The organism is Falsochrobactrum ovis (assembly GCF_003259955.1).
GTDB classification, from domain to species: Bacteria; Pseudomonadota; Alphaproteobacteria; order Rhizobiales; family Rhizobiaceae; genus Brucella; species Brucella ovis_A.
Window position 1 is genome coordinate 180,521 of record NZ_QLMK01000003.1, and the last position, 24,733, is coordinate 205,253.

The window sequence follows — 24,733 nt, forward strand, 5'->3', positions numbered from 1 at the left end:
ATGACCCAATTAGTGCGTTTTCTATTGCTCGGCGGAACGGCAGCAGCGATCAATTGGATCGTGCGTTTTCCCCTCTCTTTGTTTCTGCCATTTCCGGCCGCGGTGTTTGTCGCCTATCTAATCGGGATGACAGCGGGCTTCACATTATACCGATCCTATGTCTTTCCCGGATCGTCCTTGCCGCTCGGCGTGCAGATCGGCCTTTTCCTTGTCGTCAACTCTGTCGGGGCCGTCATCGTGCTCGCTGTCTCGCTGGCTTTGCTCAATATTGCCTTTCCTGCGTTTGGAGATGTGCCTTTCGCGGAGGCTCTCGCACATGGAACCGGCATTGGTGTCGGCGCGGCAGCGAATTTTATCGGTCACAAATATCTGACCTTTAGGATCACGCCATTTGCACGAGCGAAATCAGAGCCATCGCTGCGAGATTGAGACCCATTGCATAGAGCACCAATACGCCCAAAGCTGGCATTTCGCGACGCGTCACTGCAAGAGCCAGCATATAGAACAAGATAGGCAACCAATCGAGCACATAGCGCTGCACATTATATTGGGAAAAGCCGTTTGAGTGATACCACAGGGTAGGAACAGCCATGACCAGCGCACAGGCGATCCCAATTAATACCGGTCGGCGCAGCGGAGTGAAAAAAGCGAGAAGCACAAACGGGCTTGCCGCGAGCAAAGAAGTTCCCGCCGGATCGAGACCGATTGGCGTCAACATCGCATCGCCACCAAATTTTAGGTGAAAGCCTTGTAGGAAAAAATAGACTACGTTAAAAAATAAGTACTCGCCAGAGAACAGGCCATATTCGGAAAGTCGATGATTAATCATCGTCCATTCTTCCGGCGTCATCATATACTGGTATCCGGTTTCCAGTGGCGCACCGAAACGAGCGTAATTATAGACCATGTAAATGAGAACGGCGGCTGCAACGGGCAGGCCGAGCTTGAGCACGCGCACGATATGCGCCTTGGAAAAAGATATAAGACGTTCACCGGGGGCGAGAGCCAAAGCAAACAGAAAGGGCAGATAAAAAATCGACATCTGCCGGCAAAGGAAGGCGAGTCCAACGCATATGCCCGCAAACACAAGCGAACCGCCCCGAACCACCTGATGAATAGCCAGTGTTACGAAAAGAAAACCGATGGTTTGGGCGAAAAACCAGACCCCACTCCCGCGGATCATCACAAAATACAAAGGTGTTGCGAAAGCGAGAGCCAGAAGCAGCCAGATTGCAACCGTCTTGTCAGTATCAAGTGCTGCAAATATCCGCCACCACAGTGCCAGTGTAATCACTCCCGCAACGAGCGAGAGCGTTATGAACCCGCTAAAATCGACGCCAAAAATAGCCACGAAAGGCATGGCAATCACTGCTGGCACCGGGGGAAACATGACGAAAATACGATCCTGATAGATTGCGCAATCGGAATCGTAACAAGTGGAAGAATCCAGGCGGCCCTCAAGGAAGGATTGCGCCAATAGCGCATAGCTGTTGGTTCCCCCGCTTTCCGATAGTGCAGATAACAACAATCCACCCAATAGCGGTATCGCAATGAGAAGCGCCAGCCCAAGAAGGACGAGTTGGCGCCGTGATAGTGGGTAGGCGCTGTTGTTACTTATCGAAAAGGACATGCTCTGAACCTGCTATGTGGATAAACTTCGCCATGAGGACCTCGCAGGGTATGGTCCCGTTCATCATAAAGTCGAGATGATAAACAAGCGCAACGAGCCCGTACGCTCCCCCCACGTACCGGCCTCTTACCTATCATGTAGTTGGTTACCAATTCATGACTGGCGCCTAGGGTATCGCGCAAGCCAAACTTTGCTGGCGTGGTCGGATTGTCAGCGCCATATTGAACAAGATTGCCATCATAATAACATCCCGCGCAATGCCTCCAATTCCACCGATAGTCTCTGGGACCTCGCAGACCTCAATGAGCACGTTTGAAACGATTGCGCCAGCCTCAACGGCCATAGCGCATCCGCGGTCACCTGCAACATCTATCCGGAATTTGTCGCGTCTGATGAGTTACCAGAACACCGCTGAGCGGGCCGTCATTGTTGGAGCTAACGTCGAGTTTCCGGTTGCGGAATGCTTTTGCGCGACAGTGTCGCAAAGCCGTGAACCTTAGGTAACATAACGGCCACCATCGACCATCAAAACCGATGCGGTCATATAGGACGCTTCATCGGAAGCCAGCCAAAGAACGGGATAGGCAATTTCCATCGGATCAGCCCAACGTTCCAGAAGACAACCGCCACGGGCTTCTGCGTCTATATCAGCCTGACTACGCCCCGAGGCTTCTGCGCGTTTACGGTGAAATGGAGTGAAGGTCAGCCCCGGACAAACCGCATTGGCACGGATTCCGTGTTTTGCTTCTTCGAAAGCGAGTGTCTTGGTCATGGAAACGATACCCGCCTTGGTCACATCGTATTGGCCCATCCCTGCGCGCGGGTTAACTGCATGTGTTGAAGAAACATTGATAACGTTCCCTCGCCCTGACGCGCGTAAATCTTGAATGGCCGCTTGAGTGAGCCAAGCGTAACTCAAAAGATTAACTGCGAGAATTCGCTCCCATGTTTCCGAACTTGCTTCAGCTAGCGGTTCGTATGATCGCATTCCTGCACAGTTGACCAGCGTATCCACCGGGCCGAATTCGTCCCGTGCTTTGGCAACGATCGCGCTGGCACTTGTCTCTTGACCTACATCCGCCACCATTGTCGACAGCTGCGCTTTGCTGCCTTCGCTGTGGATTTCCGCTGCGACACGATCAAGCTCATCCTGATCCATATCGACCAACAAAACCTTGGCACCCTCGCGGCACAATAATTTTCCTATCGCTGAACCGATGCCGCCAGCTCCACCGGTGACAATAGCTATTTTGCCTTCTACCCGTCCCATTTTACTCCTCCAAAACTAACCGATCAAAGTGCTATCTTCGTTTAATGTTGCGCGTTGCCAAATCACTCGCCATAGCCAGACGACGCTGTAGATAGACATGAATGCCCCACCAACGGGGATAGCTGCATACCAATAAATCTTGCTGATCCGCAGAAATGGGGTGGTCTCTGCTGCACTTACCGCAAAGGCCCAACCGTAATAGGTGAGCATCAAGCTGAAACCCAGCATAGAGAAATTGATGACCACGGAGAGGATCAGCTTGCCGCTCTGCGGGAGCATGTTTTCAAATAGTGAAACCCGGTAGAGAGCGCCCTCTCGCCAAAGTGCGACTGTCGTAAGGACGACAAGCCAAATAAACAGAAGTTCCACCACCTCGTCATATCCGCTAATCGTGAATAGCGGCAATAGGCGCAAAAGAACCGAGAGGCCCAACAGCAAAAGCAGGGCTATCAGCAAGGCGATGCTCAGATATTTGGTCAAACACCCGATCATTCGGTCGCTGTTTTTCAATATTTGCATCATTAGTGGAAACCATAGCCAAAATAGTTAGGAAGCCAGAGCGAGATGGCAGGTACAAATGTGATCAGCAGCAAGCTAACAATCAGTCCGAGCAGATAAGGCCAAAGCTCTCTGGTGATTTCGGAAATTGGGATCTTTGCGATCCCTGCTACCACATAAAGGCAAAGTCCGACCGGCGGAGTTACAAGCCCAATCATCAGATTGAGCACTAAAATCACGCCGAAATGGATTGGATCAATGCCAAGATTCAACGCCACCGGCATTAGAACCGGATAGGCGATGATCATGAGCGCAATACCCTCAATGAACATGCCCAGAATGAGCAACACCACGTTAATGATCAGCAATACAGCCCAGGCTTCATTCGAAATACTCAAAAGAGCCTGTAAAATTGCATTTGGTATCTGTTGCTGAATCAGAACCCATCCGAAAGGCGCTGAGAGAGCGATGATAAACATCACTTGCGCGGTTTGACGCGCACTTTCCCAAAAGACATTTATCACGTCAGAATAGTTCAGTTCGCGATAGACCCAGCGTCCCAGCACAAAGGCGAAAAAAGCAGCCACAACAGCAGCTTCAGTCGGTGTCGCTATGCCGGTGAAGATGACCGCCAAGATCGCTGGCGGCAATAATAAAGCAGGGAAGGCTATTAAAAATGTTCTCGCCGCCTCCCGGAAAGGCGGAAAGCGATTGCCCCGCGGCAATTTCAGATAGGGAGCCGAAATAGCGATTACGATCATAAGTAAAAGTGCCATGAGCATTCCCGGCAAGATGCCTGCCAGAAAGAGCGCTCCCACGGAAACATTGGCAAGGCTGCCATAGATCACGAAGGGGATGGAAGGGGGGATTATAGGACCGATGGTTGAGGAAACAGCGGTAACGGTTGCCGCATAACGTGGCTTATAGCCCGCATCTTCCATAGCGCGCTGCTGGATCACTCCCATGCCAGCCGCATCTGCAACCGCAGACCCAGACATGCCAGCAAAAATGACACTGCCCAGCACATTCACATAAGCCAAACCACCGCGAATGCGCCCAATTAATAGTTTTGCAACAGCGAAAATTCGCTCCGTTGTTCCCCCTATATTCATCAAGTTCCCGGCTAAGACGAAAAACGGAATGGCCAAAAGCGGGAACGACGTTGTTCCGGAATAGGTACGCTGAATAAAAATGAACAGTAGATCTGGGCCCACAGTGACAACCATCGTGACAGCCGCCACCAGACCGAGCGCCACCGCTATCGGAATTCCTCCCAAGATGACGACGCAGATCGCCAACAGGATCGTCACAGTAAACATCCCCGCCTATCCTTTCCGGCACGCTGCGTCCGAGCGTCAAAACACTCGAACGCAAATGAACTCAGGCTTGCTAGCTACGCGCAGCTTCAACCAATTCAGCCCAGGTGTTCCACGTTTCATCACCCAGTGCCGCACGTAACTCTTTGTAAGCTGGCTCCATTCGTGCACGGAAAGGCTCCACCTCTGGGCGGGTTACTTCGATTCCGCTCTTCTCCATTTGAGCAATATAATCTGCCTCACTTGCTTGCACGTCGACACGCGCAGCCGCACCAGCGATCTTTGCTTCCTCACTGATTAGCGCTCGCTGCTCCTCATTGAGTTTTCCCTCCCATACTCGCGGACTGGCCGCCAACATGATGGTCGCGTAAATATGCTTGGTCAGGGCCAGATGTTTTTGCGCCTCATAGAACTTTGCTGCGAAAGTCGTTGAAACAGGGTTGTCTTGGCCGTCTACCATTCCATTGGCGAGCGCCAGATACACCTCTTGGAAGGCTACGGTTTGTGTCGATGCACCCAGCGCTTCGAAGGCGGCTTTGATGGCAAGCTCAGGCGGCACACGCACTTTTAACCCTTGGACATCCTCGGGCGTATTTACTGGTCGGCGGCTATTGGTCAGGGCGCGGAAACCCCATTCAAAGTTTGCAATCCACGCGAAACCCGCTTCAAGGAGCTGCGCTTCAAGCCAATCGCGAGCCGTGTCATCAAGCACACGGTGAGCATGAGCGAAATCGTCAAATTGGTAGGGGATGTTAATCACGCCAATGCTCTTGGACAAAGCTTCAATATTGGCAGGGTTCATCAAAATGAAGTCAATTGCGCCCAACCGCGTTTGTTGCGCAGTATCCGTGGGCGAACCTAGAGCATTAGACGGAAAGATTGTAATCTTAAGCTCACCATTTGAGCGCTCCGCAACCCGATTTGCCAAGCTTTCGGCAGCCAAATGAACTGGATGGGCTGTATCAGCCGGATGCGTGAGGCGTAATTCTGTCGCTGCAAAGCCCAGTGGCGAGCGTAGTATGAAGGGCGCTGCCAAGCCGCCCACCAAAACTGAGCGACGGCTCAATCGATTTTTAAACATAGGTTCCTCCCTTTTATTTGTTGGATTGTCAGTATCCTCCGCCTGACAAACCAAGCCTTCTAAGCGTGGGTTAATCTTGTTTATCGCAGATCGTCTCTTTGCCGCTCGCTGATAGACCCCGCCTTAATTTCCAAAAGCCAAGTGGATTATTTTATATTTAATATCATATATGATTTGGAGTCACGGAACTTGTCAAGCGTTCACTGAGTGAAAGGACTGCGTGGCTAGAATTGGAAACGGAATTTGTAAAAATCTGCTCTGAGCGTATGTGATACATAAAAGAAAATCAGACTTACCGTCTTGATCAAACTTCGAAGATTACCTGTTGCACCGCTTGCATTCTAATCCCGTGGCTCCCGCATTGTCAGCGGTGATTAAGCATAGGAGCTACCCCCGCCTCCCAGCTCTCGGCATCTTCGGTGCGCGCACGCCAGTTCGTATGCCAAGAACGGCTATACGCCACGCGACTGCCACGACCGCATTGATCTATATTGGCTTTGGAAACGTCCATGTTCATCAATCCGCCTGTTTCGGCCCCATGTGACCGACTTGCGGCGACAGATAATGATCATGGCGATTTTCATGCCATCTGGAAATATTGCTGCTGCGCTTTGTGGCGATTGCTGATGCAAGTTCTCAAACGCAGCCGACGCTCTTTCTAAGTAGCAGCAGAACTGCGGAGGCCACCAAGCAGAATAGGAATTTTAACCCTTTTTCATTTTGACAAATGAAGAGCTTGACACCGGTCGATCCTTTTAAATATCTGTAAGATGTCAGACCAATTTATATCGGTAGGGGAGATAGGTCTGATAGCATTCGCGCTGTCGGGCGCATATGCGGCCAAAATCCTGCACAAAGCGGCAGATATGGGCGCAGGGCTAGAGGGAGGGGAAGAATGAAAGATGGCAGGCTGCTGCAGATTGTTCCTCTGCCGCCGATAGATCGTGCCCGGCAGGTAACGGAAGCCCTTTCAAATTATATTCAGACCGCCCAATTGCGAGCGGGAGATCGACTTCCCGCCGAACGTGAACTCATGGTGGCGCTAGGTGTTGGTCGCTCCACCATTCGCGAAGCAATTCGGTATTTTCAGGCGCTGGGTGTTATTGAAACCCGCAAAGGCAGTGGCACATATCTGCTCAAGCCCGTTTCCGCCGCCACCATTCATATGCCGCTATCGTTCGACCCTGCGCAATTGCGTGATGCTTTGCTGCAGTCGCTCGAAGTGCGCCGCGGTATCGAAGCGGAAGCCAGCATGGTCGCCGCTCGCAAACGCACCGCGGAAGATCTTGAGATTATTGCGCGCAATCTTGAGGAGATGGAGCGCGTTCACCTTGAGAAAGGGACATCCGGCCCGGAAGACCTAGCATTCCATCTGGCCATATATGATGCGACCCACAATCCGCTTTTTCGACAATTGCTCGAACAGATGCGCGAAGCTTTTTTGCGCTTCTGGGATCAGCCGTTCGAGCGAGAGGACTTTGCGCGACGGACTTTTCCGTTTCATCGCACGCTTTTTAACGCCATCGCCGCTCAAGATCCTGAAACCGCGCGGCAAGAAACACTCAAAATCCTCGATATTGTCGAGGAAGACATCAAGGAAATGTCCAAATGACTGACGGGATGGATCCGCTGGATTTTGCAGCGTTGACGGTAACCCACGACGAAAGCAATGCTTACGACGCCGTGGTGCCACCCATTGTGCAAACGTCGCTTTTCACCTTCTCAAGCTATGACGATATGGTTGCCACCTATCGCGGCGAAAAGCATCGCCCGATCTATACGCGTGGCCTCAATCCGACCGTGCGGGCATTTGAGGAAATGCTGGCAAAATTAGAAGGCGGCGACGACGCGCTGGGCTTTGCCAGCGGCATGGCTGCAATCTCTTCAACTGTGTTGACTTTTGTAAAGCCTGGGGATCGCATTGTCGCCGTTCGCCATGTTTACCCCGATGCGTTTCGCCTATTTGGCACTATTCTGCAGCGCATGCAGGTGCAGGTGGATTATGTTGACGGGCGCGACGAGGAAGCGGTTGCAAAAGCCCTTCCCGGCGCAAAGCTTTTCTACATGGAAAGTCCGACAAGCTGGACTATGGAAGCGCATGATGTCGGTGCCTTAGCCACAATTGCCAAACAGCATGGCGTGTTGAGCGTTATCGATAATAGTTGGGCTAGCCCAATCTTTCAGCGCCCGCTGACGCTTGGCGTGGATTTGGTTGTGCATTCGGCATCAAAATATCTCGGTGGCCATAGCGATGTGGTCGCCGGCGTCGTAACCGGATCGAAACAGCTCATTGATGCAATTCGCGCCGAAACCTATCCATATTTGGGCGGCAAACTTTCGCCATTTGATGCATGGCTGCTCATTCGCGGTATGCGCACTTTGCCAACACGCATGAAAGCGCATGAGGCTTCGGCATTGGAAATTGCCAAACGTCTTCAGGCTCTGGATGTGGTTGAAACAGTCTGCCACCCGGCATTGGCCAATCGTCTGCCAGCAGGTCTGCACGGTACGTCTGGCCTGTTCTCGGTAATCTTCCGCGACGGCGTAAATATTCGTGATTTCTGTAATCATCTTAAACTGTTCAAGCTCGGTGTGAGCTGGGGCGGACATGAAAGCCTGATCGTTCCGGGTGAAGTTGTATTGCAGCAAAAAGCGCAACCAAATTCAGCGCATACATTCGGCATTGATGCGCGCTCCGTGCGCCTTCATGTCGGACTGGAAGGAACGGAAACGCTGTGGCGGGATATTGAAGGGGCGCTCGCAGCATCGACAAAATAACGAATTTAGTGAGGAGCAATAAGGGGATCTACAATGAAAAAACTAATAGCAGCCGCATTCGCAACTATGCTTTTAAGCGGCACGGCATTGGCCGATACCACGCTCAAGCTGGTAGAGGTTATCACCAGCCCGGAACGTACAAAGACGCTTGAATCGATCGTTGCCAAATTTGAAGCAGCCAATCCCGGCACCAAGGTTGAAATCATTTCGCTGCCATGGGGCGAATCCTTCCAGAAATTTGCAACCATGGTTTCCGCTGGCGAAATTCCGGATGTCATGGAAATGCCAGATACGTGGCTCTCGCTTTACGCCAATAACGGCATGCTGGAAGACCTTGAGCCCTATCTCGAAAAATGGGAGACCACGTCAGACCTGACCGAACGTGCGCTTGAGCTTGGCCGCAGCGTTAATAACACGGCCTATACGCTGCCTTATGGCTTTTATCTGAACGCTATGTTCTACAATAAAAAGCTGCTGTCTGAGGCGGGCGTGTCGGAACCGCCAAAAACTATGGACGAATTTGTTGAAGCCTCAAAGAAGATCTCCGCGCTTCCCGGTAAGTCCGGCTATTGCATGCGCGGCGGACCCGGTGGCCTCAATGGTTGGGTGATTTTTGCCGCGTCTATGGCGGGTGACAATGAATTCTTCAACGAAGATGGCACCTCGACTATGAACAGCGATGGCTGGAAAAAGGGCATCACCTGGATGGTTGATCTCTATAAGGACGGGCTTGCGCCCAAAGATAGCGTCAACTGGGGTTTTAACGAAACGGTCGCTGGCTTTTACAGCGGTACTTGTGCCTTCCTAAACCAAGATCCGGATGCGCTCATCGCCATTACCGAACGCATGAAGCCGGAAGATTTTGGCGTTACCATCATGCCAAAGGGGCCCGATGGAAAGACCTTCCCAACCATTGGATTTGCGGGCTGGTCCATGATGAGTGGAAGTCAAAACAAGGACCTTTCCTGGAAGCTGATTTCGATGCTTGAAGGCCCGGAAGGCAATATCGAATGGAACAAGCGCACGGGCGCATTGCCGGTTCTCAAATCCGCTCAGGATGATCCATTCTATAGTGGCGAGCAGTTTAAAGGCTGGTTCGATCAGCTGGCTGACAAGGATGTCGTGCCGACTGTGATGCCGACTTATCTCGAAGAGTTTGCCTTCTTCAAGGATTCGCTCGTCATCAAGACATCGCAAGAAGCGCTTCTCGGCGACATTACGCCCGACGAGTTGGCCGATCAGTGGGCAGAATATCTGACCAAGGCGCAGCAGAAATACCTCTCAAAGCAATAGCAACATGGCAATGCTTTGCAGGCGTGAAAATGTAACGCCTGCAAAGCGAATGTTGCCCCGCGAAGGGAAAAATAATGAATAACGCAGCTCCCCTCAAAGCTTCGCGCGATGTGGCGGGTGATAAGCAGGATCGCCGCAGCTTTTTGCAGCGCCTTGCTCATGCCTCTGAACCTTATCTTTATAGTGCGCCAGCGTTGATCCTCATCGGCGCGATCATGCTGGTTCCATTGGTTCTTGGCGTCTCTTACGCTTTCCGAGACATCCAATTATTAAACCCATTTTCGGGTGGCTTTGTTGGGCTGGAGAATTTTCGCGAACTCGCCAAAGATCAGGCCTTCTACCGCTCGCTAAAGAACACACTTTGGTGGACGGGCTGCTCGGTGCTGTTACAGTTTGTTTTCGGGCTTATTCTCGCGCTGCTGCTTGATCGGCCTTTTGCCGGGCGCGGTTTGGCACAAGCGCTCATCTTTTTGCCGTGGGCCGTGCCGACATTCCTAACCGGACTTAATTGGGCTTGGCTGTTCAATCCTGTTATCGGCCCAATTCCTCATTGGCTGCACGCCATTGGTATTTTGAGTGCACCCGATAATATCCTATCCGACCCGCATCTTGCTATGTGGGGTATCATTACCGCAGGTGTCTGGTGGGGAATTCCGTTTTTTGCCATCACTTTGCTGGCCGCTTTGCAGGCCATTCCGCGCGATCTCTATGAGGCTGCGAGCATTGACGGTGCCGGGCCGGTGCAGCGGTTTTTCTCAATCACACTTCCATTCCTAGCCCCAACCATGGCTATCACAATTTTGCTGCGAACTGTTTGGGTTGCCAACAGTGCCGATCTTATCGTCGTTATGACCGGCGGCGGTCCCGCAGACCGCACGCAAATTGTGGCAAGCTACATCTTCACACAGGCTTTCAAACGGCTTGATTTTGGTTACGCATCGGCCATTGCGATGGTTCTTCTTGTCCTCTTGATGATTTATTCGATGCTGATCGTGCTGTTGCGCCAGACACTGCTGAATAGAGATTGAGGCCATGATAAAACGTAAATATTTGCTTGTCGGCGCACATCGCATCGCCATTTTGCTGTTCGTTCTCTTCGCGCTTTTTCCGATCTTCTGGTTGGTGAAAGTTGCTGTCACACCAAATGACCTGCTTTACAGTGAAGGCGTAAAAATGTGGCCCTCGCGTACGACGTTTGATCACTTCAGTCACGTTCTGAATAATAGCTCGTTCCCGCTATTTTTCCGCAACAGCCTCATTGTTTCTGGCTCCACCGCGGTCATCGTCACATTACTGGCATCGCTTTCTGGTTATGCGCTGTCGCGTTTTAACTTCCGCGTCAAATATTGGATCGTGGCGTTGATGTTGCTGACGCAGATGTTTCCGTTGGTGATGCTGATTGCGCCGATCTACAAAATCATGGCACCTCTTGGGCTAACCAATAGTCTGATCGGCCTCATCGTCGTCTATTCCGCGTTCAACGTTCCTTTTGCGACCTTCTTGATGCAATCGTTTTTCGACGGAATTCCCAAAGAACTCGAAGAAGCCGCAAAGATCGACGGCGCAACACAATTCATGGCGTTTCGCCAAATTATCTTACCGCTGACTCTACCCGGTATTGCTGCAACACTTGGCTTTGTTTTCACTGCGGCCTGGAGCGAGCTTCTGTTTGCTCTGATGCTTATTTCCGGTAATGCAGCGGCCACTTTCCCGGTCGGCCTATTGAGCTTCGTTTCTAAATTCTCGGTCGATTTCGGCCAGATGATGGCAGCGGGTGTGCTTGCGCTGATCCCGGCCTGCGTTTTCTTCTTTCTTATTCAACGATACCTCGTGCAGGGCTTAACCGCTGGCGCGGTCAAAGGCTGAAAGGATTTTTCCCTATGGCGTCCATCAATATTCAGTCTGTCCGCAAAAGCTATGGCGAACATGCGGTTTTGCATGGCGTTGATCTTGAGATTAAAGACGGCGAATTCATCGTGCTGGTGGGGCCGTCCGGCTGTGGTAAATCCACTTTGCTGCGCATGATTGCCGGTCTTGAAGAGATCACCGCCGGTCAGGTCGAAATCAATGGCAAGCGTGTCAATGAGTTGGCACCAAAAGACCGCGACATTGCCATGGTGTTTCAGTCCTATGCGCTCTATCCACATATGAGCGTCGCCGATAATATGAGCTATAGTATGCGGCTGCGGAAAACGCCGAAAGAAAAGATCGTAAGCGCCATCCAATCAACTGCGGCCAAGCTCGGTCTTGAGCCTTTGCTGGAACGTCGTCCGAAGGCGCTTTCGGGTGGCCAGCGCCAGCGCGTGGCCATGGGACGCGCAATTGTGCGACAGCCCAAGGCCTTCTTGTTTGATGAACCTCTTTCCAATCTTGATGCCCGTCTGCGCGAACAGATGCGTGCAGAGATCAAAAAGCTCCATGCGGAACTAAAAGCCACGTCGATTTATGTGACGCACGACCAGATCGAAGCGATGACATTGGCAGACCGTATTGTTGCGATGCATGGCGGAGTAGTGCAGCAAGTTGGCGCTCCGTTGGAGCTTTACGACCGCCCGGCCAATCTTTTCGTTGCGGGTTTCATCGGTTCACCGGGGATGAACTTTCTTGAGGTAACATATTATGAGCAAAATGGCGGGCCGCGCCTTAAACTAACCGATGGCGCGGAGCTTTCACTGCTTCACCCCATGCAGCTAAATCACGGCGCGCGGGCAACGCTTGGTATACGGCCTGAACATGTGCAGTTTGAAGAAGCGGGAGGAATTGCAGCGAGTGTTGATCTTATCGAGCCAACAGGTTTTGGGATCATACTGCATTTGAGTGTGCACGGATTGCCATTTAAGATATTCACTACGGACCGTGCTGCTCTTGATGCGAAGGGTTCTATCCACGTGAGCTTCCCGGCGCAGCATCTCCATTTGTTTGATGAGCAGGGGAACCGCGTCGAATGCGCTTGATAACCAGTTACCAATTATAGAAATCAGCTCATTCTTACTAAGAGAAATAACAAGCGACGCGCTAACCAATTATGCAAATAATCAGCGCGTCAGTGTTGAAATATCCATTCCGTATTCACCTTGACGGGAATGCTTGTAATCTCGTTATTAAGAACGTCAGGATTTCGGTAGGGTCTGACCGAATACGGTACCTTGGCCTGCCTTATGGTAGCAGCTTGTAACACAGTTAGTATCACAGAAACATACGCCAAAGCTTAATCAGCCGGCAAGCTTCTGATTTTTATGTGTTTTTCGACGGGTGATTGAAAATAATGGTACGGTCGGTTGGAGTTGAACCAACGACCTCAGGAGCCACAATCCTGCGCTCTAACCAACTGAGCTACGACCGCGTACCTTGAGTGAGCAGAATCTGAAACTCATCATCTGCCGACAGGGGTCACATACGGAGAATCGGACTGCTTTGCAAGTCATTATAACGATCTTTCTCAAGATTTTTCTGTTTCATGCCCAGGAACTGTGGATCGTTAAAACTGCTTAGCTCTCCTTTACCATATTTTATGCATCCGCCAGCGCATTGTTTAAATACCGAACGTCAGTGTGGATTCCCTGAGTAAATTAACTAATGGAGCAGAAAGAAACGGCCATATTCCCGGTTTATATAGACCTGAGACGACAACAGGCTTATCAATAAGAGCAATAAAGGTGCCAGAAGGCCATCGAACAAACAGGTAAAGGATCGGTATGTCAGGCTCATACCCCTTCATCGATATTGCTGCGCTGGATGAGATCCGCGGCGGCTTTGTAAAAGGTGATGCGCAGCTTGTGCTGTCGACTGACCTTTCGGAAGTGTTGTGGGCAAATGGGCCCGGCGCGGCTTTGTTCGGCTATCAAAAAATTAATGATATGATCGGCCAGAATTTCCATTTCCCGATTGCAGCGCGCCGACAAATCGAAACTGCTTTATCCGGAGAAGTCCCCAATATAGTAAGTGTCCGCCTAGCGAGCGGGTTGCGATCTGAACTTACGCAGCTGCGAATTTCCCGCATCAAGCTACCGGACGCAGCAGAAGGCATACTTCTGGCCGCACAGCAGCACAATTCGCCCGATGCTATGATCGCGGGCGTCTATGATGACACCTCCCATATAGCAATCCTTGACGCATCAGCAAATCTGTTAGCGGCAAGTCCGAACTTCGCATCCCTCAATATTTCATCTTCGACATTAGAAGATTTAATCGTCGAAGTTGGCAATGCCCACAACCATATCGTCAAACGCCACATTCGCGCTGGTCAAGATTCGATCCCGGGCGCAATCACTCGCCTGTCTGACAACCCAGCTAAGCATATGCTCTGTGTTGCACAAGAAAGCTCGACCGTGAACCCTGTTCAAGCGACGAGTGATGCCGTTAAGCGGGATGAAAAAACCACTGACATTGAGCCAGACGACCAGCGTGCGCCGCTCAATAATTTTTTATTTGATCGCTACGGCCCTCCTGCTCGTTTTATTTGGAAAACCAATGCAGAAGGTATCTTCACCGAGGTGTCGCCTGAATTTGCTTCCATCATCGGGCCCAATGCCGCTGACATTATCGGTCGCAAATTCACAGAAGTCGCCAAAGTATTTGGCTTCGACACAGATGGCAGCATCGGCGCGTTGTTGAAAAAGCGGGACACTTGGTCTGGAAAGCGCCTACTTTGGCCAGCAGAGGGAACCAACCTGCGTGTACCGGTGGAGTTAGCCGCTCTACCCGTCTACTCTCGCGACCGCGCCTTTGTCGGCTTTCGCGGATTTGGTCTCGTCAACCCAAGCGAAGCAATTGAAGACCCGGAAGCGTTAGGTCTCGTGCTGGCTGGAGATCTTCCGCCAAATCGCACAGTGGAAGAAACCGCACCGGAAGTTGCCGATGCCTCGGATAATCCGCTAGCATTGTCCGAAGAAGTCGCCAATGATGATCGAGCTGAAAAAATCGCATCCAGACAGCCGATCGAATTTACCCCTAATCCCGGACGACGAGCGGACGACAGGGTAATCGAGCTGCTGAATGTTGCCGCACGTGAAAAGCTTCTGGCCGATCAGGCTAAAGCTAAGAAAGCCAAACAGCAAACAGAACCGCGCCCGGAAGGCGGTTTGACACCGGCTGAACGCAATGCATTTCGTGAAATTGCAGAGCGGCTTCGCAAACATGGAATTTCCAACACATCAGAGTCTGATAAAGACGCCATAGAGAAATCCGCGCCGGCTCCGGAGCAAACGCGCAATCAAGCTTTGGCCAATCTTACGGAAAGCGCGGTGCAGAACGCAGCAACCTCCGCGGACCAAGCAAATGCACCGGACGAAGCTGCTCTTCTTTCTCAATTGCCAATCCCGGTGATCATTCATTCTGGAGACGTAATTCATTATATCAATCAATCATTTATTGATGTGACCGGATATGAAACGGTTAAAGATATACAGGATGCGGGCGGTCTAGAAGCGCTGTTTAACAGCGAGCCCGAAGATGGTAAAAAATGCGAAGGTCTCTTGCTTCATCGTGCCGACGGCACGGAGACGGTTGTTGACGCTCATTTGAATGTAATCTCGTGGCGCAACCAGCACGCTATCATGCTCAGCCTGATGCCAGTCGCAAAGACCGATGAAACTGCAACAAGTACCGATGTTGAAAATAATCTTCAACTGGAAAACCAAGCACTTGAAACGCAGGTAGACGAACTTAAAACGATTTTGGATACCGCCACCGATGGTGTGGTTTTGATCGATCCCCAAGGCCGAATTCGCTCTATGAACCATTCGGCGTCCGCCTTGTTTGGGTATGAGAAAGAAGATACGGAAGGTCAATTCTTCTCGATCCTCTTTGCTGTCGAAAGCCAACGTGCAGCAATGGATTATTTGCACGGCCTATCTGATAATGGTGTCATGAGCGTGCTCAATGATGGCCGTGAAGTCATTGGTCGTGAAGTAAATGGCGGCTTTATTCCATTGTTTATGACTATCGGGAAACTGCCAAATGCTGGGGGTTTTTGTGCCGTTCTGCGGGATATTACCCAATGGAAACGCACCGAAGAAGAACTAACCAAGGCACGTAAAGAAGCGGAGCGCGCTTCAACGCAAAAGACTGAATTTCTCGCACGGATCAGTCATGAAATACGCACCCCTCTCAACGCCATTATTGGTTTCTCCGAACTGATGGTCGACGAAAAATTCGGGCCTATCGGTAATGATCGCTATCGGGATTATTTGCGCGATATTAATCGTTCCGGCAATCACGTGCTCGCACTGATCAATGATTTACTTGATATTTCCAAGATTGAAGCCGGTGGGCTTGATCTCCAGTTTGAAGCAGTATCGCTGAACGATGCTATCGGTGAAGCAATTGCATTAATGCAGCCGCAAGCCAATCGAGATCGCGTAATTATCCGCTCTAGTTTCCAGCCTAACCTGCCGGATATTGTGGCTGATGCACGCTCAATCAAACAGGTTGCGCTCAACCTTCTATCAAATGCCGTCCGCTATACTGCAACCGGTGGCCAAGTTATCGTTTCGACAAATTATGAATTGAACGGCGATGTTGTCATACGCGTGCGCGATACCGGCGTGGGTATGAGCAAAGAAGAAATTGAGCAAGCGCTCAAGCCGTTCCGCCAGGTTAACACATTGCAACGGCGACCGATTGATAATCCGAAAGATTGGCGCGGCGAAGGAACCGGCCTTGGCCTGCCCTTGACCAAAGCTATGGTGGAAGCCAACCGAGCGCAGTTTTCAATCGACTCGATACCAAGCCGGGGAACGGTGGTGGAGATCATTTTTCCGCCCACACGCGTTCTCGCAGACTGAACCCGCGTTCCTTTGAAGCGCTTTTGAGATCTCGCTCAGTTCGATTTATCGATCTAAGCCTTAAGTTACTTATGCCAGCTCATTCTAATGCAGCGTTCACAAAAGGCGACGGGAACCAAATGTAATGTCTTTGCGACATGACTTTAATGGTTTACTGATCAAGCCGTTAACTTTGTGATTGAACGGAAGGTTTATGCGCTGGCCTAAAGTAATCCGCCTTGTAATTGCGCTTATCATTCTTGGTGCGGCCGCAATGGCAACATTGCTTGCGGTAATCCCATTCGTGGTTTCCACGGATGCAATCCGCGTTCGGCTGGCACAGGAAATAAGCGCATGGACGGGCTATAGCGTCGAGTTGCAACAGGCGCCTCGTTTAAGGGTGTTTCCAGTATTGCGGGCGTCCTTAAACGGCGTAGCTTTGAGCAAAATGACAGACCAGCGCTCCACCCCTTGGATGAGCGCTGACCGCATTGATGTCGAATTATCTCCGCTCGACGCTCTAATGGGACGCTTGTCCTTTTCAGAAACCCATCTCATTCGACCACATTTCAACATTGTTGGCCCGGTCGATAATTTTTCCGGTTTTCTTGACGCTATCACCAAATCTAATGGCCGCCTTGGAACGGCGATTCGTGCGCAAAAAGCGCTGCTGCAAAATGGCTCAAACGATAATACGACCGCCAGCAAACAAGCTTCTCAACCGTTTGGGCGAGTAGTCATCCGTGATGGCACAATTTCCTATGCGCGCCCCAATGATGATGAAGAAAAGTCAAACGCGGCGGAACAACAAGTTACCAAACTCAATGCCACTCTGGATTGGCCGCAAACTTCGGGCGTGGCCAGCTTGCGAGGCACTGCTGTCTGGCGTGATGAAGACACCCAATTTAATGTAAGTGCTGCTCAAGCCCTACAATTGTTAGCGGGCGGCACCTCTGAAATAGCCGCTACACTCAATGCTGCGCCGATTAACCTATCCTTTGTAGGTCGCGCTAACATCTCCAGCGATCGTTTTTTCGAAGGCAACTTGTCTACCAAAACGCCCTCCTTAAACGGCGCAGCCCGCTGGCTTAGTTTGCCTCCTATAATCGGTCGTACACAGATTGGTAATTTCTCCCTAAACTCTGCCATCACCTTCACTCCGCAACGCTTGAAATTTGCGGATGTCGAATTGAAAGCAGATGAAAATCCCGCCAGAGGGGTCATTGAAATTGGGTTTGAGAAAGATCAACCTGCAGCATCCGCGACACTTGCGTTTGACCGGCTAGATTTGAAAAGATTTTTCTCGGTCTTCGTGCCTCTCCCGGATAATCAACCATTATCACCCAATGAACGCAATCAAACGGACCGTGATTTAATTGACACCAGTTTCATTGATCACGCCGAACTTGATTTACGTCTTTCAGCGCAGAGCGCCACTGCTGGCCGCATCAATCTTTCCGATCTGGCGGCTGCGGTTCAAATACGTGGCGGGCGGGCAATGTTCGATATCGGAGACGCGAAAGCATTTAATGGAATGCTTCAAGCCAATTTACAGATTGTGCGCGATCTAAAATCAGCCAGCGGCGAATTACGCTTTAACGCAACCGATATTAATAGCGCCCAATTATTCGCAGCACTCGGACTAGAGAAGCCGCTCATTAACGGTACCGGCCGTTTCTCCCTGCTTTTGAAGGGACCTGCCAATCGCTGGTCCACTCTTTTGCCAAAGGCGCAAGGAAACCTCACTGCCCAATTTGGAAATGGGGAAGTGCAAGGCTTTTCATTGCAAGATTTTCTTGCAAATGCGCAGAATCAGCGTTTCTTTGCTTTGGAAAGAAAAGACAACACCTCTTTACCGTTCACTCATTTGGAGCTTAAAGCACAACTATCAGAAGGTGTGGCCACGATTGAAAATGCACGCCTGAATACCCCCGATCAAGCTGTGGAATTGGCCGGAATTGTTCCTTTCATAACGCGGAGTTTGGCACTCAGCGGTGAAGTGATTTTTCCATCTCCTCAACCACCCGCTTCACAAGACAATACCCAGCCCACAGCCTCCCCCGCAAAACCGCCTCTGCATTTTTTCGTCGGCGGATCCTGGGATCGGCCGTTTATTTCGCCAGCGCTTCCCGGCCAATAAATTTCAGGTCAAGCGGAATGCTGCCTGTTCATCGCGCCGACGCTGAACTTCTCGCCGCTTATTAATGACCGAGGCGATAATGACACCGGTCGTTACCAAGCCAATGAGAATGGTGCAGATCGCATTGATTTCGGGCGTCACGCCCAGCCGGACTTGCGAGTAAATCTTCATAGGCAGAGTGGTGGCGCCCGGGCCGGAAGTGAAACTCGCAATCACAAGATCATCAAGCGAAAGCGTGAAAGCAAGCATCCAGCCGGAAACGACTGCGGGAAGAATAACCGGCAAAGTCACCTTGATGAATGTCGTGACCGATGTCGCTCCCAAATCCATCGCCGCTTCTTCCAATGAGCGATCAAAGCTTAGCAGCCGCGATTGCACCACAACCGCAACAAAGCACATGGAAAAAGTGATATGGGCGAGCGTGACGGTAAAAAAACCGCGATCAAAATTCATTGCGACAAAAAGCAATAATAGTGACAGGCCAGTTATCACATCAGGCATGACCAGCGGTGCATAAACCATGCCGGAAAATAAAATACGCCCCCGAAACCGCGTATAACGCGTAAGCGCAATTGCAGCCAATGTGCCTAAAACAGTCGCAACTGTTGCAGATAACAGCCCCACCCGAATGGTGACCCAAGCCGCATCCATCAATGCCTGATTACGGAATAACTCGACATACCATTTGGTCGAAAAGCCCGACCAGACGGTTACGAGGCGCGATTCGTTAAACGAATAAATCACCAGCAACACGATCGGCAGATAAAGAAAGGCAAAGCCAAGCGCGACCGATACAATATTAAAGCGAGACCAAGTCGTGTTCATTGCTACCTCCCCTTTTCCTGCTGCCGAGCTTGTACCTGTTGAAAAATAACAATCGGCACGATCAGCAAAAGGAGAAGAACGACAGCCACGGCAGATGAAACTGGCCAATCGCGGTTGGAGAAAAATTCACTCCAAATAGTCTTACCAATCATCAGCGTTTGGGAGCCTCCGAGCAGATCGGGGATAACGAACTCACCCATTGCCGGAATAAAAACAAGAAAACTGCCCGCGATAATACCGGCTAAAGAGAGTGGAAAGGTAATTTTCCAGAAGGCACCAATCGCTGTGCAGCCAAGATCCTGTGCAGCCTCGATCAATGAGAAATCCATTTTTTCGAGCGATGAGTAGACGGGCAAAACCATGAAGGGCAAATAGGAATAAACAATGCCAATATAGACGGCGGTATCCGTATTTAAAATTGTAAGCGGGGTGTCGATAATATTGAGCCCCATCAAAAACTGGTTAAGCAGACCTTCAGGCTTCAAAATTCCAATCCATGCATAGACGCGGATGAGAAATGACGTCCAAAAAGGCAGAATCACCAACATGAGTAAAGTGGGACGAATACTGACCGGCGCCCTGGCAATGCCATAGGCCATGGGATACCCAATCAGAAGGGTAATAAGCGTCGAAACGGCAGCAATCCGCAAGCTCGAAAGATAGGCTTTATAATAAAGCGGATCGTCCACCAGCCAAAGATAATTCGCAAATGACAATTCCTTGAACCGGGCCCAGAGCGCAGCCAATCCCTCCGACAGATCGAAGGTTGGTGTATAGGGCGGGATCGCCATCGTCACCTCTGAAAGCGAGATTTTAAAGACGATGAAAAACGGCACCAAAAAGAATATCAGCAGCCACAAATATGGTACGGCAATAACGAGCCGACTGGTGACGGAAACGATCAATTTTTGCATTGGGCGCTCCTGCTCCTTATCACGCTGTCAGCACCAGACCGGCATCGGCATCGAAAGACACCCACACGCGTTCGTCATAGGTTAGTGGATTTTCCGTCCGCCGCACTGCGTTCAGACTAGCCGCCTTGATCGTGCGGCCATTATCAAGTCTTACGTGAAAGACTGTCATATCGCCAAAATAAGCGATGTCCCACAATTCGCCTTCAACCGCGTTGACAGAAGCATCCTCGGGCTTATCCCGGGTTATACGGGTCTTTTCCGGACGGACTGCATACCAAACTTTCTGGCCCGGATTTAACTGCTCGCGAGTTTCCGTATGAATGTGAAAACCGAATTTTTCGGTGGCGATTTCTGCCTCTCCGCCAGTCGCCTTTACGACTTCACCTTCGATTATATTCACATTGCCAATGAAATCGGCAACGAACTTGGAACGTGGCGCTTCATATACTTCAGCTGGCGTCGCCACCTGCAAAATACTTCCATTTTCCATGATGGCGATACGGTCAGACATCGTCATGGCTTCTTCCTGATCGTGTGTAACCACCAGGAAAGTCAGGCCGAGTTTGACCTGCAAATCCATTAGCTCAAACTGCGTCTGCTCACGCAGTTTCTTATCCAATGCGCCCAATGGCTCATCCAGAAGCAATACTTTGGGACGTTTGGCAACCGCTCGGGCGAGAGCTACGCGTTGCCGCTGGCCACCGGAAAGCTGGTGAGGTTTGCGCTTGCCAAATCTTTCAAGCTTCACAAGCTTAAGCATTTCAGCCACGCGCGCATCGATCTCCGATTTGGCCATTCCATCTTGCTTTAGGCCGAATGCTATATTTTTCTCCACCGTCATATGCGGAAATAATGCATAGGACTGGAACATCATATTCACCGGCCGTTTATAGGGCGGGACACCGCGAAGATCTTGCCCATCGAGCATAATGCGGCCTGAATCTGGCTCGTCGAAGCCGGCCAGCATCCGCAAAAGGGTGGATTTTCCGCTGCCAGACGCTCCCAGCAGAGCAAAAAATTCACGATGGAATATGTTCAACGACAGATTATCAACCGCCGTGAAGTCGCCGAAAACCTTTGTAACATTTTCAAATGAAATAAATGGTTTTGCGGCTGGATCATTCCATGGCGCAAATGTGCGGCGAAAGCTGCCAAATGATTCCATTCCGTCCTCTATCGATTGATCATAACCCAAATAACGCGCTCGCCCATGGTTGCAAGGCACAGAGCGGCCGCAATTTTAGCGAGCCGCCCTTCTACATGTTTCTTATAAAGTTGCAATCGAAGGATGCTTCCAACGATCTGCCAGCAATTTTGACGATTATTGACCTGTAACGATCTTCGTCCAGGCGCGTGTCACGACACGCTGAGTTTTCGTGTCATAAGGTTCTGGAACGAAAAGCTTTTCCATCACTTCTTCGCTCGGATAAATTTCTGGGTCTTCCAGAATTTCCTTATCGATGAATTCCTGCGAAGCCTTATTGCCATTTGCATAAAAGATATAGTCTGATGCTTTGGCGGCAACTTCCGGACGCATGATATAGTTCATGAATTCGTGCGCTTCATCAACGTTTTTGGCGTCCGCAGGGATTGCCATTTGATCGAACCAAATCAATGCACCTTCGGCAGGGATGGAGTAGCCGATCTCTACGCCCTGATTGGCATTTTCAGCCCGCTCACGAGCCTGAAAGACGTCGCCCGAATAGCCGACCGCCAAACAGATATCACCATTAGCGAGCGCGTTGATATATTCAGAGGAATGGAATTTGCGGATATTGGGCCGAATTTTGAGATAAAGCTCCTGCGCTTTTTCCAGATCTTCCGCCGACGGAGAATTTGGATCAAGCCCTAGATAGTTCAAAGCAGGCCGGAGCATTTCACTGCCTGAATCCAGCAAATATATGCCGCAATCTTTAAGTTTTGCCGATTTTTCGGGATCAAACAATACATCCCAAGAATCGATTGTATCGGTCCCAAGCGCTTCTTTAACTTTGGCTTTGTTATAGCCAATACCCGTCGTACCCCACATATAATTGATGGAATATTCATTGCCCGGATCATAGGTTGCCGCGCGCGAAGAAATTTCATCCCACATATTCTTAAGGTTCGGAAGTTTTTCCTTATCCAATTTCAGGAAAACGCCTGCAGGAATCTGACGGCCCAGAAATTCGCCAGAAGGGACCACCAGATCGTAGCCGCTACCACCTGCTAGAAGCTTGGTTTCCAGAATTTCGTTAGAATCATAGACGTCGTAAACGACAGAAATCCCCGTTTCTTTCTTAAAATCTTCCAGGATAGAATCGTCGATATAGTCCGACCAATTATAAATATGGACCACGCGTTCCTGCGCACTGGCAGGAAGAACAGCAGCCGAAATACTCAAGGTGGCAAAAGTCGTAGCGCAAAGGAAGGAAGTGATCCTCATTGAGTGCTCCATTCTCTACTGCAATTTCAAGCTGCAGGCTTTAGATCGATATTATATTCCGCCCACCTTTTTAGATTGCGATGCATTCGTCAACAGCAGGATGACAGGACGAACAAAAAAATCGTTACCATTGCAAATAAGCTACTGGAATTCGGTGAAGATGTGCGAGAGCCGATCTCATCACGACCGAGCGATACACAATCAAGTATCAGCGCGAACTCTAAACCTTTTTGCGTGAAGCCATTTGTCAATCAGCACGGCTACCGCTATCATATAATGATACGAAATCATTTTTTGGTGTTTGATGTCAGCTGATACGACGCATAAAAAGCCCACGCGCGCACCGCGTCGGCGCACTCCTCCCTATGTTAAAGCATTACGTGGCGTAAAGAATTGGAAACAAGCGACCGAATGGCTTGCATGGCGCGATATCGAAGACATTGAGTGCATTACCCCTGATCAGGCAGGGGTCGCACGCGGCAAGATGATGCCATCGAAAAAATTCACCTCGAACACGTCACTCGCCCTGCCCTCGGCCGTTTTTATGACAACGATTTCCGGCGCTTATCCCGAAGACGGTCACGGCTTCCAATATCCGGAAAATGATGGTGACTTGAAACTTCTGCCCGATCTCTCGACGCTTTCGATTGTTCCGTGGGAGACAGACCCGACCGCGCAAGTTATTTGCGATCTGGTTTATCAAGATGGCAGCCCGGTCGAATTTACACCGCGCAATGTACTTAGAAATGTCGTCGCAGCATATAGTAAGCGAGGTTTGAAGCCGGTTGTCGCTCCGGAGATTGAATTTTATCTGGTGCAAAAAAATCCCGATCCAGATTATCCGCTTTCGCCGCCCGTGGGCCGGTCGGGCCGGCCAATTGGTGGTGGTCAGGGATATTCAATCGCGGGCGTCAATGAGTTTGACGAACTTATTGATGATATTTATCATTTTTCCGAAGGTCAGGGTCTTGAGATCGATACGCTGATCCACGAAGAAGGTACGGGACAGCTTGAAATAAATCTGCGCCATGGGGATCCCGTGGAACTGGCAGATCAAGTATTCATGTTCAAGCGTACGATCCGTGAGGCGGCCCTCAAACATGATATGTATGCCACTTTCATGGCCAAACCGATCCAAGGGCAGCCAGGCTCGGCAATGCATATTCATCAATCGATCGTGGACAAAAAAACAGGGCGTAACATTTTTTCCAATGAAGATGGCAGCGAAAGCGATGCTTTCCGTCATTTTATCGGCGGCATGCAGCGTCATGTGCCAAATGCGCTGGTCATGTTTGCGCCTTATGTCAACTCCTATCGACGTTTGACGCCGGATGCATCCGCACCGGTGAACGTCAAATGGGGATATGACAACCGAACCACAGCGTTTCGTGTGCCTCGTTCGGAGCCGGGAGGAAGGCGCGTTGAAAATCGCATTCCGTCCTCTGATGCTAATCCCTATTTGGCGCTTGCCGCTTCTCTTGCTTGTGGATTGATCGGTCTCATGAACAAAATTGAGCCTGACCAGCCAGCATCAACCAGCGTGAATACCAAGGAAGTTGATCTGCCGCGTGGTTTGATCGATGCGGTCGAGCTTTTTGAGAGCGATCAGGAATTGCGCACGCTAATCGGTGATTCCTTCGTAACCACATATTCCGCAATCAAACGCGCCGAGTTTGAAACATTTATGGAAGTTATCAGCCCTTGGGAACGGGAATTTCTGCTGCTGAACGTCTAAATAACTCGGGCGGGTTGATCCCCCACGCGCGCCGTGTTTACACGCTGCAATAAAATTCTGAAGG

At 50.6% G+C, this 24,733-nt stretch carries 21 protein-coding genes and 1 tRNA gene; 10 read left to right on the forward strand and 12 right to left on the reverse strand.

What is annotated here, in order from left to right; genetic code table 11:
- Positions 1-429, forward strand: a complete 429-nt coding sequence (locus C7374_RS06435) for a GtrA family protein (RefSeq protein ID WP_111574785.1) — start codon at positions 1-3, stop codon at positions 427-429.
- Here the strand turns inward: C7374_RS06435 and C7374_RS06440 are convergent.
- From C7374_RS06440 to C7374_RS15905, 7 genes are all read right to left on the reverse strand, one after another.
- Positions 383-1,630: a glycosyltransferase family 39 protein gene (locus C7374_RS06440; RefSeq protein WP_111574786.1), complete on the reverse strand. Its 1,248-nt coding sequence runs from the start codon at positions 1,628-1,630 to the stop codon at positions 383-385. The genes C7374_RS06435 and C7374_RS06440 overlap by 47 nt on opposite strands.
- 166 nt (positions 1,631-1,796) lie before the next feature.
- On the reverse strand, positions 1,797-1,973 hold the full coding sequence (locus C7374_RS15900; protein WP_158527807.1) for a hypothetical protein: 177 nt from the start codon (positions 1,971-1,973) through the stop codon (positions 1,797-1,799).
- A gap of 153 nt (positions 1,974-2,126) precedes the next feature.
- Positions 2,127-2,900 (reverse strand): SDR family NAD(P)-dependent oxidoreductase, encoded by a 774-nt coding sequence (locus C7374_RS06445; RefSeq protein ID WP_111574787.1) that lies wholly within the window; start codon positions 2,898-2,900, stop codon positions 2,127-2,129.
- A gap of 15 nt (positions 2,901-2,915) precedes the next feature.
- Positions 2,916-3,410: a TRAP transporter small permease gene (locus tag C7374_RS06450; RefSeq protein ID WP_210205085.1), complete on the reverse strand. Its 495-nt coding sequence runs from the start codon at positions 3,408-3,410 to the stop codon at positions 2,916-2,918.
- Between the two features lie 11 nt (positions 3,411-3,421).
- Positions 3,422-4,717, reverse strand: coding sequence for a TRAP transporter large permease (locus C7374_RS06455; RefSeq protein ID WP_111574789.1), 1,296 nt, complete (start codon positions 4,715-4,717; stop codon positions 3,422-3,424).
- Between the two features lie 70 nt (positions 4,718-4,787).
- Positions 4,788-5,795, reverse strand: coding sequence for a TRAP transporter substrate-binding protein (locus C7374_RS06460; RefSeq protein ID WP_111574790.1), 1,008 nt, complete (start codon positions 5,793-5,795; stop codon positions 4,788-4,790).
- A 364-nt stretch (positions 5,796-6,159) separates the two neighbouring features.
- Complete coding sequence (locus C7374_RS15905) at positions 6,160-6,312, reverse strand: hypothetical protein (protein WP_158527809.1); 153 nt, start codon at positions 6,310-6,312, stop codon at positions 6,160-6,162.
- A 378-nt stretch (positions 6,313-6,690) separates the two neighbouring features.
- On the opposite strand from C7374_RS15905, the gene C7374_RS06465 reads away from it, so the two are divergent.
- From C7374_RS06465 to C7374_RS06490, 6 genes are all read left to right on the forward strand, one after another.
- Positions 6,691-7,407 carry a FadR/GntR family transcriptional regulator gene (locus C7374_RS06465; RefSeq protein WP_111574791.1) on the forward strand — a complete coding sequence of 239 codons (717 nt, stop codon included), beginning with the start codon at positions 6,691-6,693 and terminating at the stop codon, positions 7,405-7,407.
- Entirely contained in the window at positions 7,404-8,573 is a 1,170-nt protein-coding gene (locus C7374_RS06470; RefSeq protein WP_111574792.1) for a PLP-dependent transferase, read from the forward strand. The genes C7374_RS06465 and C7374_RS06470 overlap by 4 nt, the downstream gene beginning before the upstream one ends.
- Before the next feature lie 33 nt (positions 8,574-8,606).
- Complete coding sequence (locus tag C7374_RS06475) at positions 8,607-9,866, forward strand: ABC transporter substrate-binding protein (RefSeq protein WP_111574793.1); 1,260 nt, start codon at positions 8,607-8,609, stop codon at positions 9,864-9,866.
- 74 nt (positions 9,867-9,940) lie between these two features.
- A complete protein-coding gene (locus C7374_RS06480; protein WP_111574794.1) occupies positions 9,941-10,894 on the forward strand; it encodes a carbohydrate ABC transporter permease in 954 nt (317 codons plus the stop codon).
- 4 nt (positions 10,895-10,898) lie between these two features.
- The gene (locus tag C7374_RS06485; protein WP_111574795.1) at positions 10,899-11,732 is read left to right on the forward strand and encodes a carbohydrate ABC transporter permease; all 834 of its coding nucleotides are present in this window, start codon (positions 10,899-10,901) and stop codon (positions 11,730-11,732) included.
- Positions 11,733-11,746: 14 nt separating this feature from the next.
- A complete protein-coding gene (locus C7374_RS06490) occupies positions 11,747-12,820 on the forward strand; it encodes an ABC transporter ATP-binding protein (protein WP_111574796.1) in 1,074 nt (357 codons plus the stop codon).
- 312 nt (positions 12,821-13,132) lie between these two features.
- On the opposite strand, the gene C7374_RS06495 is transcribed toward C7374_RS06490, so the two are convergent.
- Positions 13,133-13,209: transfer RNA gene (locus C7374_RS06495), tRNA-His, on the reverse strand.
- A gap of 352 nt (positions 13,210-13,561) precedes the next feature.
- On the opposite strand from C7374_RS06495, the gene C7374_RS06500 reads away from it, so the two are divergent.
- Both C7374_RS06500 and C7374_RS06505 read left to right on the forward strand, forming a co-directional pair.
- Positions 13,562-16,651, forward strand: coding sequence for a PAS domain S-box protein (locus C7374_RS06500; RefSeq protein WP_111574797.1), 3,090 nt, complete (start codon positions 13,562-13,564; stop codon positions 16,649-16,651).
- A 193-nt stretch (positions 16,652-16,844) separates the two neighbouring features.
- On the forward strand, positions 16,845-18,770 hold the full coding sequence (locus C7374_RS06505) for an AsmA family protein (protein WP_111574798.1): 1,926 nt from the start codon (positions 16,845-16,847) through the stop codon (positions 18,768-18,770).
- A gap of 3 nt (positions 18,771-18,773) precedes the next feature.
- Here the strand turns inward: C7374_RS06505 and C7374_RS06510 are convergent, their stop codons facing one another.
- The 4 genes from C7374_RS06510 to C7374_RS06525 form a co-directional block, all read right to left on the reverse strand.
- Complete coding sequence (locus C7374_RS06510; RefSeq protein WP_111574799.1) at positions 18,774-19,595, reverse strand: ABC transporter permease; 822 nt, start codon at positions 19,593-19,595, stop codon at positions 18,774-18,776.
- 2 nt (positions 19,596-19,597) lie between these two features.
- Positions 19,598-20,509 (reverse strand): ABC transporter permease subunit, encoded by a 912-nt coding sequence (locus tag C7374_RS06515; RefSeq protein ID WP_111574800.1) that lies wholly within the window; start codon positions 20,507-20,509, stop codon positions 19,598-19,600.
- Positions 20,510-20,528: 19 nt separating this feature from the next.
- Positions 20,529-21,674, reverse strand: coding sequence for an ABC transporter ATP-binding protein (locus tag C7374_RS06520; protein WP_111574801.1), 1,146 nt, complete (start codon positions 21,672-21,674; stop codon positions 20,529-20,531).
- A 156-nt stretch (positions 21,675-21,830) separates the two neighbouring features.
- Complete coding sequence (locus C7374_RS06525) at positions 21,831-22,934, reverse strand: polyamine ABC transporter substrate-binding protein (RefSeq protein WP_111574802.1); 1,104 nt, start codon at positions 22,932-22,934, stop codon at positions 21,831-21,833.
- Positions 22,935-23,238: 304 nt separating this feature from the next.
- Between C7374_RS06525 and C7374_RS06530 the strand changes: the two genes are divergently transcribed.
- Positions 23,239-24,669 (forward strand): glutamine synthetase family protein, encoded by a 1,431-nt coding sequence (locus C7374_RS06530; RefSeq protein WP_111574803.1) that lies wholly within the window; start codon positions 23,239-23,241, stop codon positions 24,667-24,669.
- Positions 24,670-24,733: the final 64 nt, after the last annotated feature.

Bases quoted from the DNA above. Each gene is read 5' to 3' on its own strand.
- C7374_RS06440 (WP_111574786.1), bottom strand. From the start codon at position 1,630: ATGTCCTTTTCGATAAGTAACAACAGCGCCTACCCACTATCACGGCGC.
- C7374_RS06480 (WP_111574794.1), top strand. From the start codon at position 9,941: ATGAATAACGCAGCTCCCCTCAAAGCTTCGCGCGATGTGGCGGGTGAT.
- C7374_RS06515 (WP_111574800.1), bottom strand. From the start codon at position 20,509: ATGCAAAAATTGATCGTTTCCGTCACCAGTCGGCTCGTTATTGCCGTA.
- C7374_RS06470 (WP_111574792.1), top strand. From the start codon at position 7,404: ATGACTGACGGGATGGATCCGCTGGATTTTGCAGCGTTGACGGTAACC.
- C7374_RS06445 (WP_111574787.1), bottom strand. From the start codon at position 2,900: ATGGGACGGGTAGAAGGCAAAATAGCTATTGTCACCGGTGGAGCTGGC.
- C7374_RS06530 (WP_111574803.1), top strand. From the start codon at position 23,239: ATGTCAGCTGATACGACGCATAAAAAGCCCACGCGCGCACCGCGTCGG.
- C7374_RS15900 (WP_158527807.1), bottom strand. From the start codon at position 1,973: ATGGCCGTTGAGGCTGGCGCAATCGTTTCAAACGTGCTCATTGAGGTC.
- C7374_RS06505 (WP_111574798.1), top strand. From the start codon at position 16,845: ATGCGCTGGCCTAAAGTAATCCGCCTTGTAATTGCGCTTATCATTCTT.
- C7374_RS06520 (WP_111574801.1), bottom strand. From the start codon at position 21,674: ATGGAATCATTTGGCAGCTTTCGCCGCACATTTGCGCCATGGAATGAT.
- C7374_RS06435 (WP_111574785.1), top strand. From the start codon at position 1: ATGACCCAATTAGTGCGTTTTCTATTGCTCGGCGGAACGGCAGCAGCG.
- C7374_RS06455 (WP_111574789.1), bottom strand. From the start codon at position 4,717: ATGTTTACTGTGACGATCCTGTTGGCGATCTGCGTCGTCATCTTGGGA.
- C7374_RS06510 (WP_111574799.1), bottom strand. From the start codon at position 19,595: ATGAACACGACTTGGTCTCGCTTTAATATTGTATCGGTCGCGCTTGGC.
- C7374_RS06525 (WP_111574802.1), bottom strand. From the start codon at position 22,934: ATGAGGATCACTTCCTTCCTTTGCGCTACGACTTTTGCCACCTTGAGT.
- C7374_RS06500 (WP_111574797.1), top strand. From the start codon at position 13,562: ATGTCAGGCTCATACCCCTTCATCGATATTGCTGCGCTGGATGAGATC.
- C7374_RS06475 (WP_111574793.1), top strand. From the start codon at position 8,607: ATGAAAAAACTAATAGCAGCCGCATTCGCAACTATGCTTTTAAGCGGC.
- C7374_RS06490 (WP_111574796.1), top strand. From the start codon at position 11,747: ATGGCGTCCATCAATATTCAGTCTGTCCGCAAAAGCTATGGCGAACAT.
- C7374_RS06465 (WP_111574791.1), top strand. From the start codon at position 6,691: ATGAAAGATGGCAGGCTGCTGCAGATTGTTCCTCTGCCGCCGATAGAT.
- C7374_RS06485 (WP_111574795.1), top strand. From the start codon at position 10,899: ATGATAAAACGTAAATATTTGCTTGTCGGCGCACATCGCATCGCCATT.
- C7374_RS15905 (WP_158527809.1), bottom strand. From the start codon at position 6,312: ATGAACATGGACGTTTCCAAAGCCAATATAGATCAATGCGGTCGTGGC.
- C7374_RS06460 (WP_111574790.1), bottom strand. From the start codon at position 5,795: ATGTTTAAAAATCGATTGAGCCGTCGCTCAGTTTTGGTGGGCGGCTTG.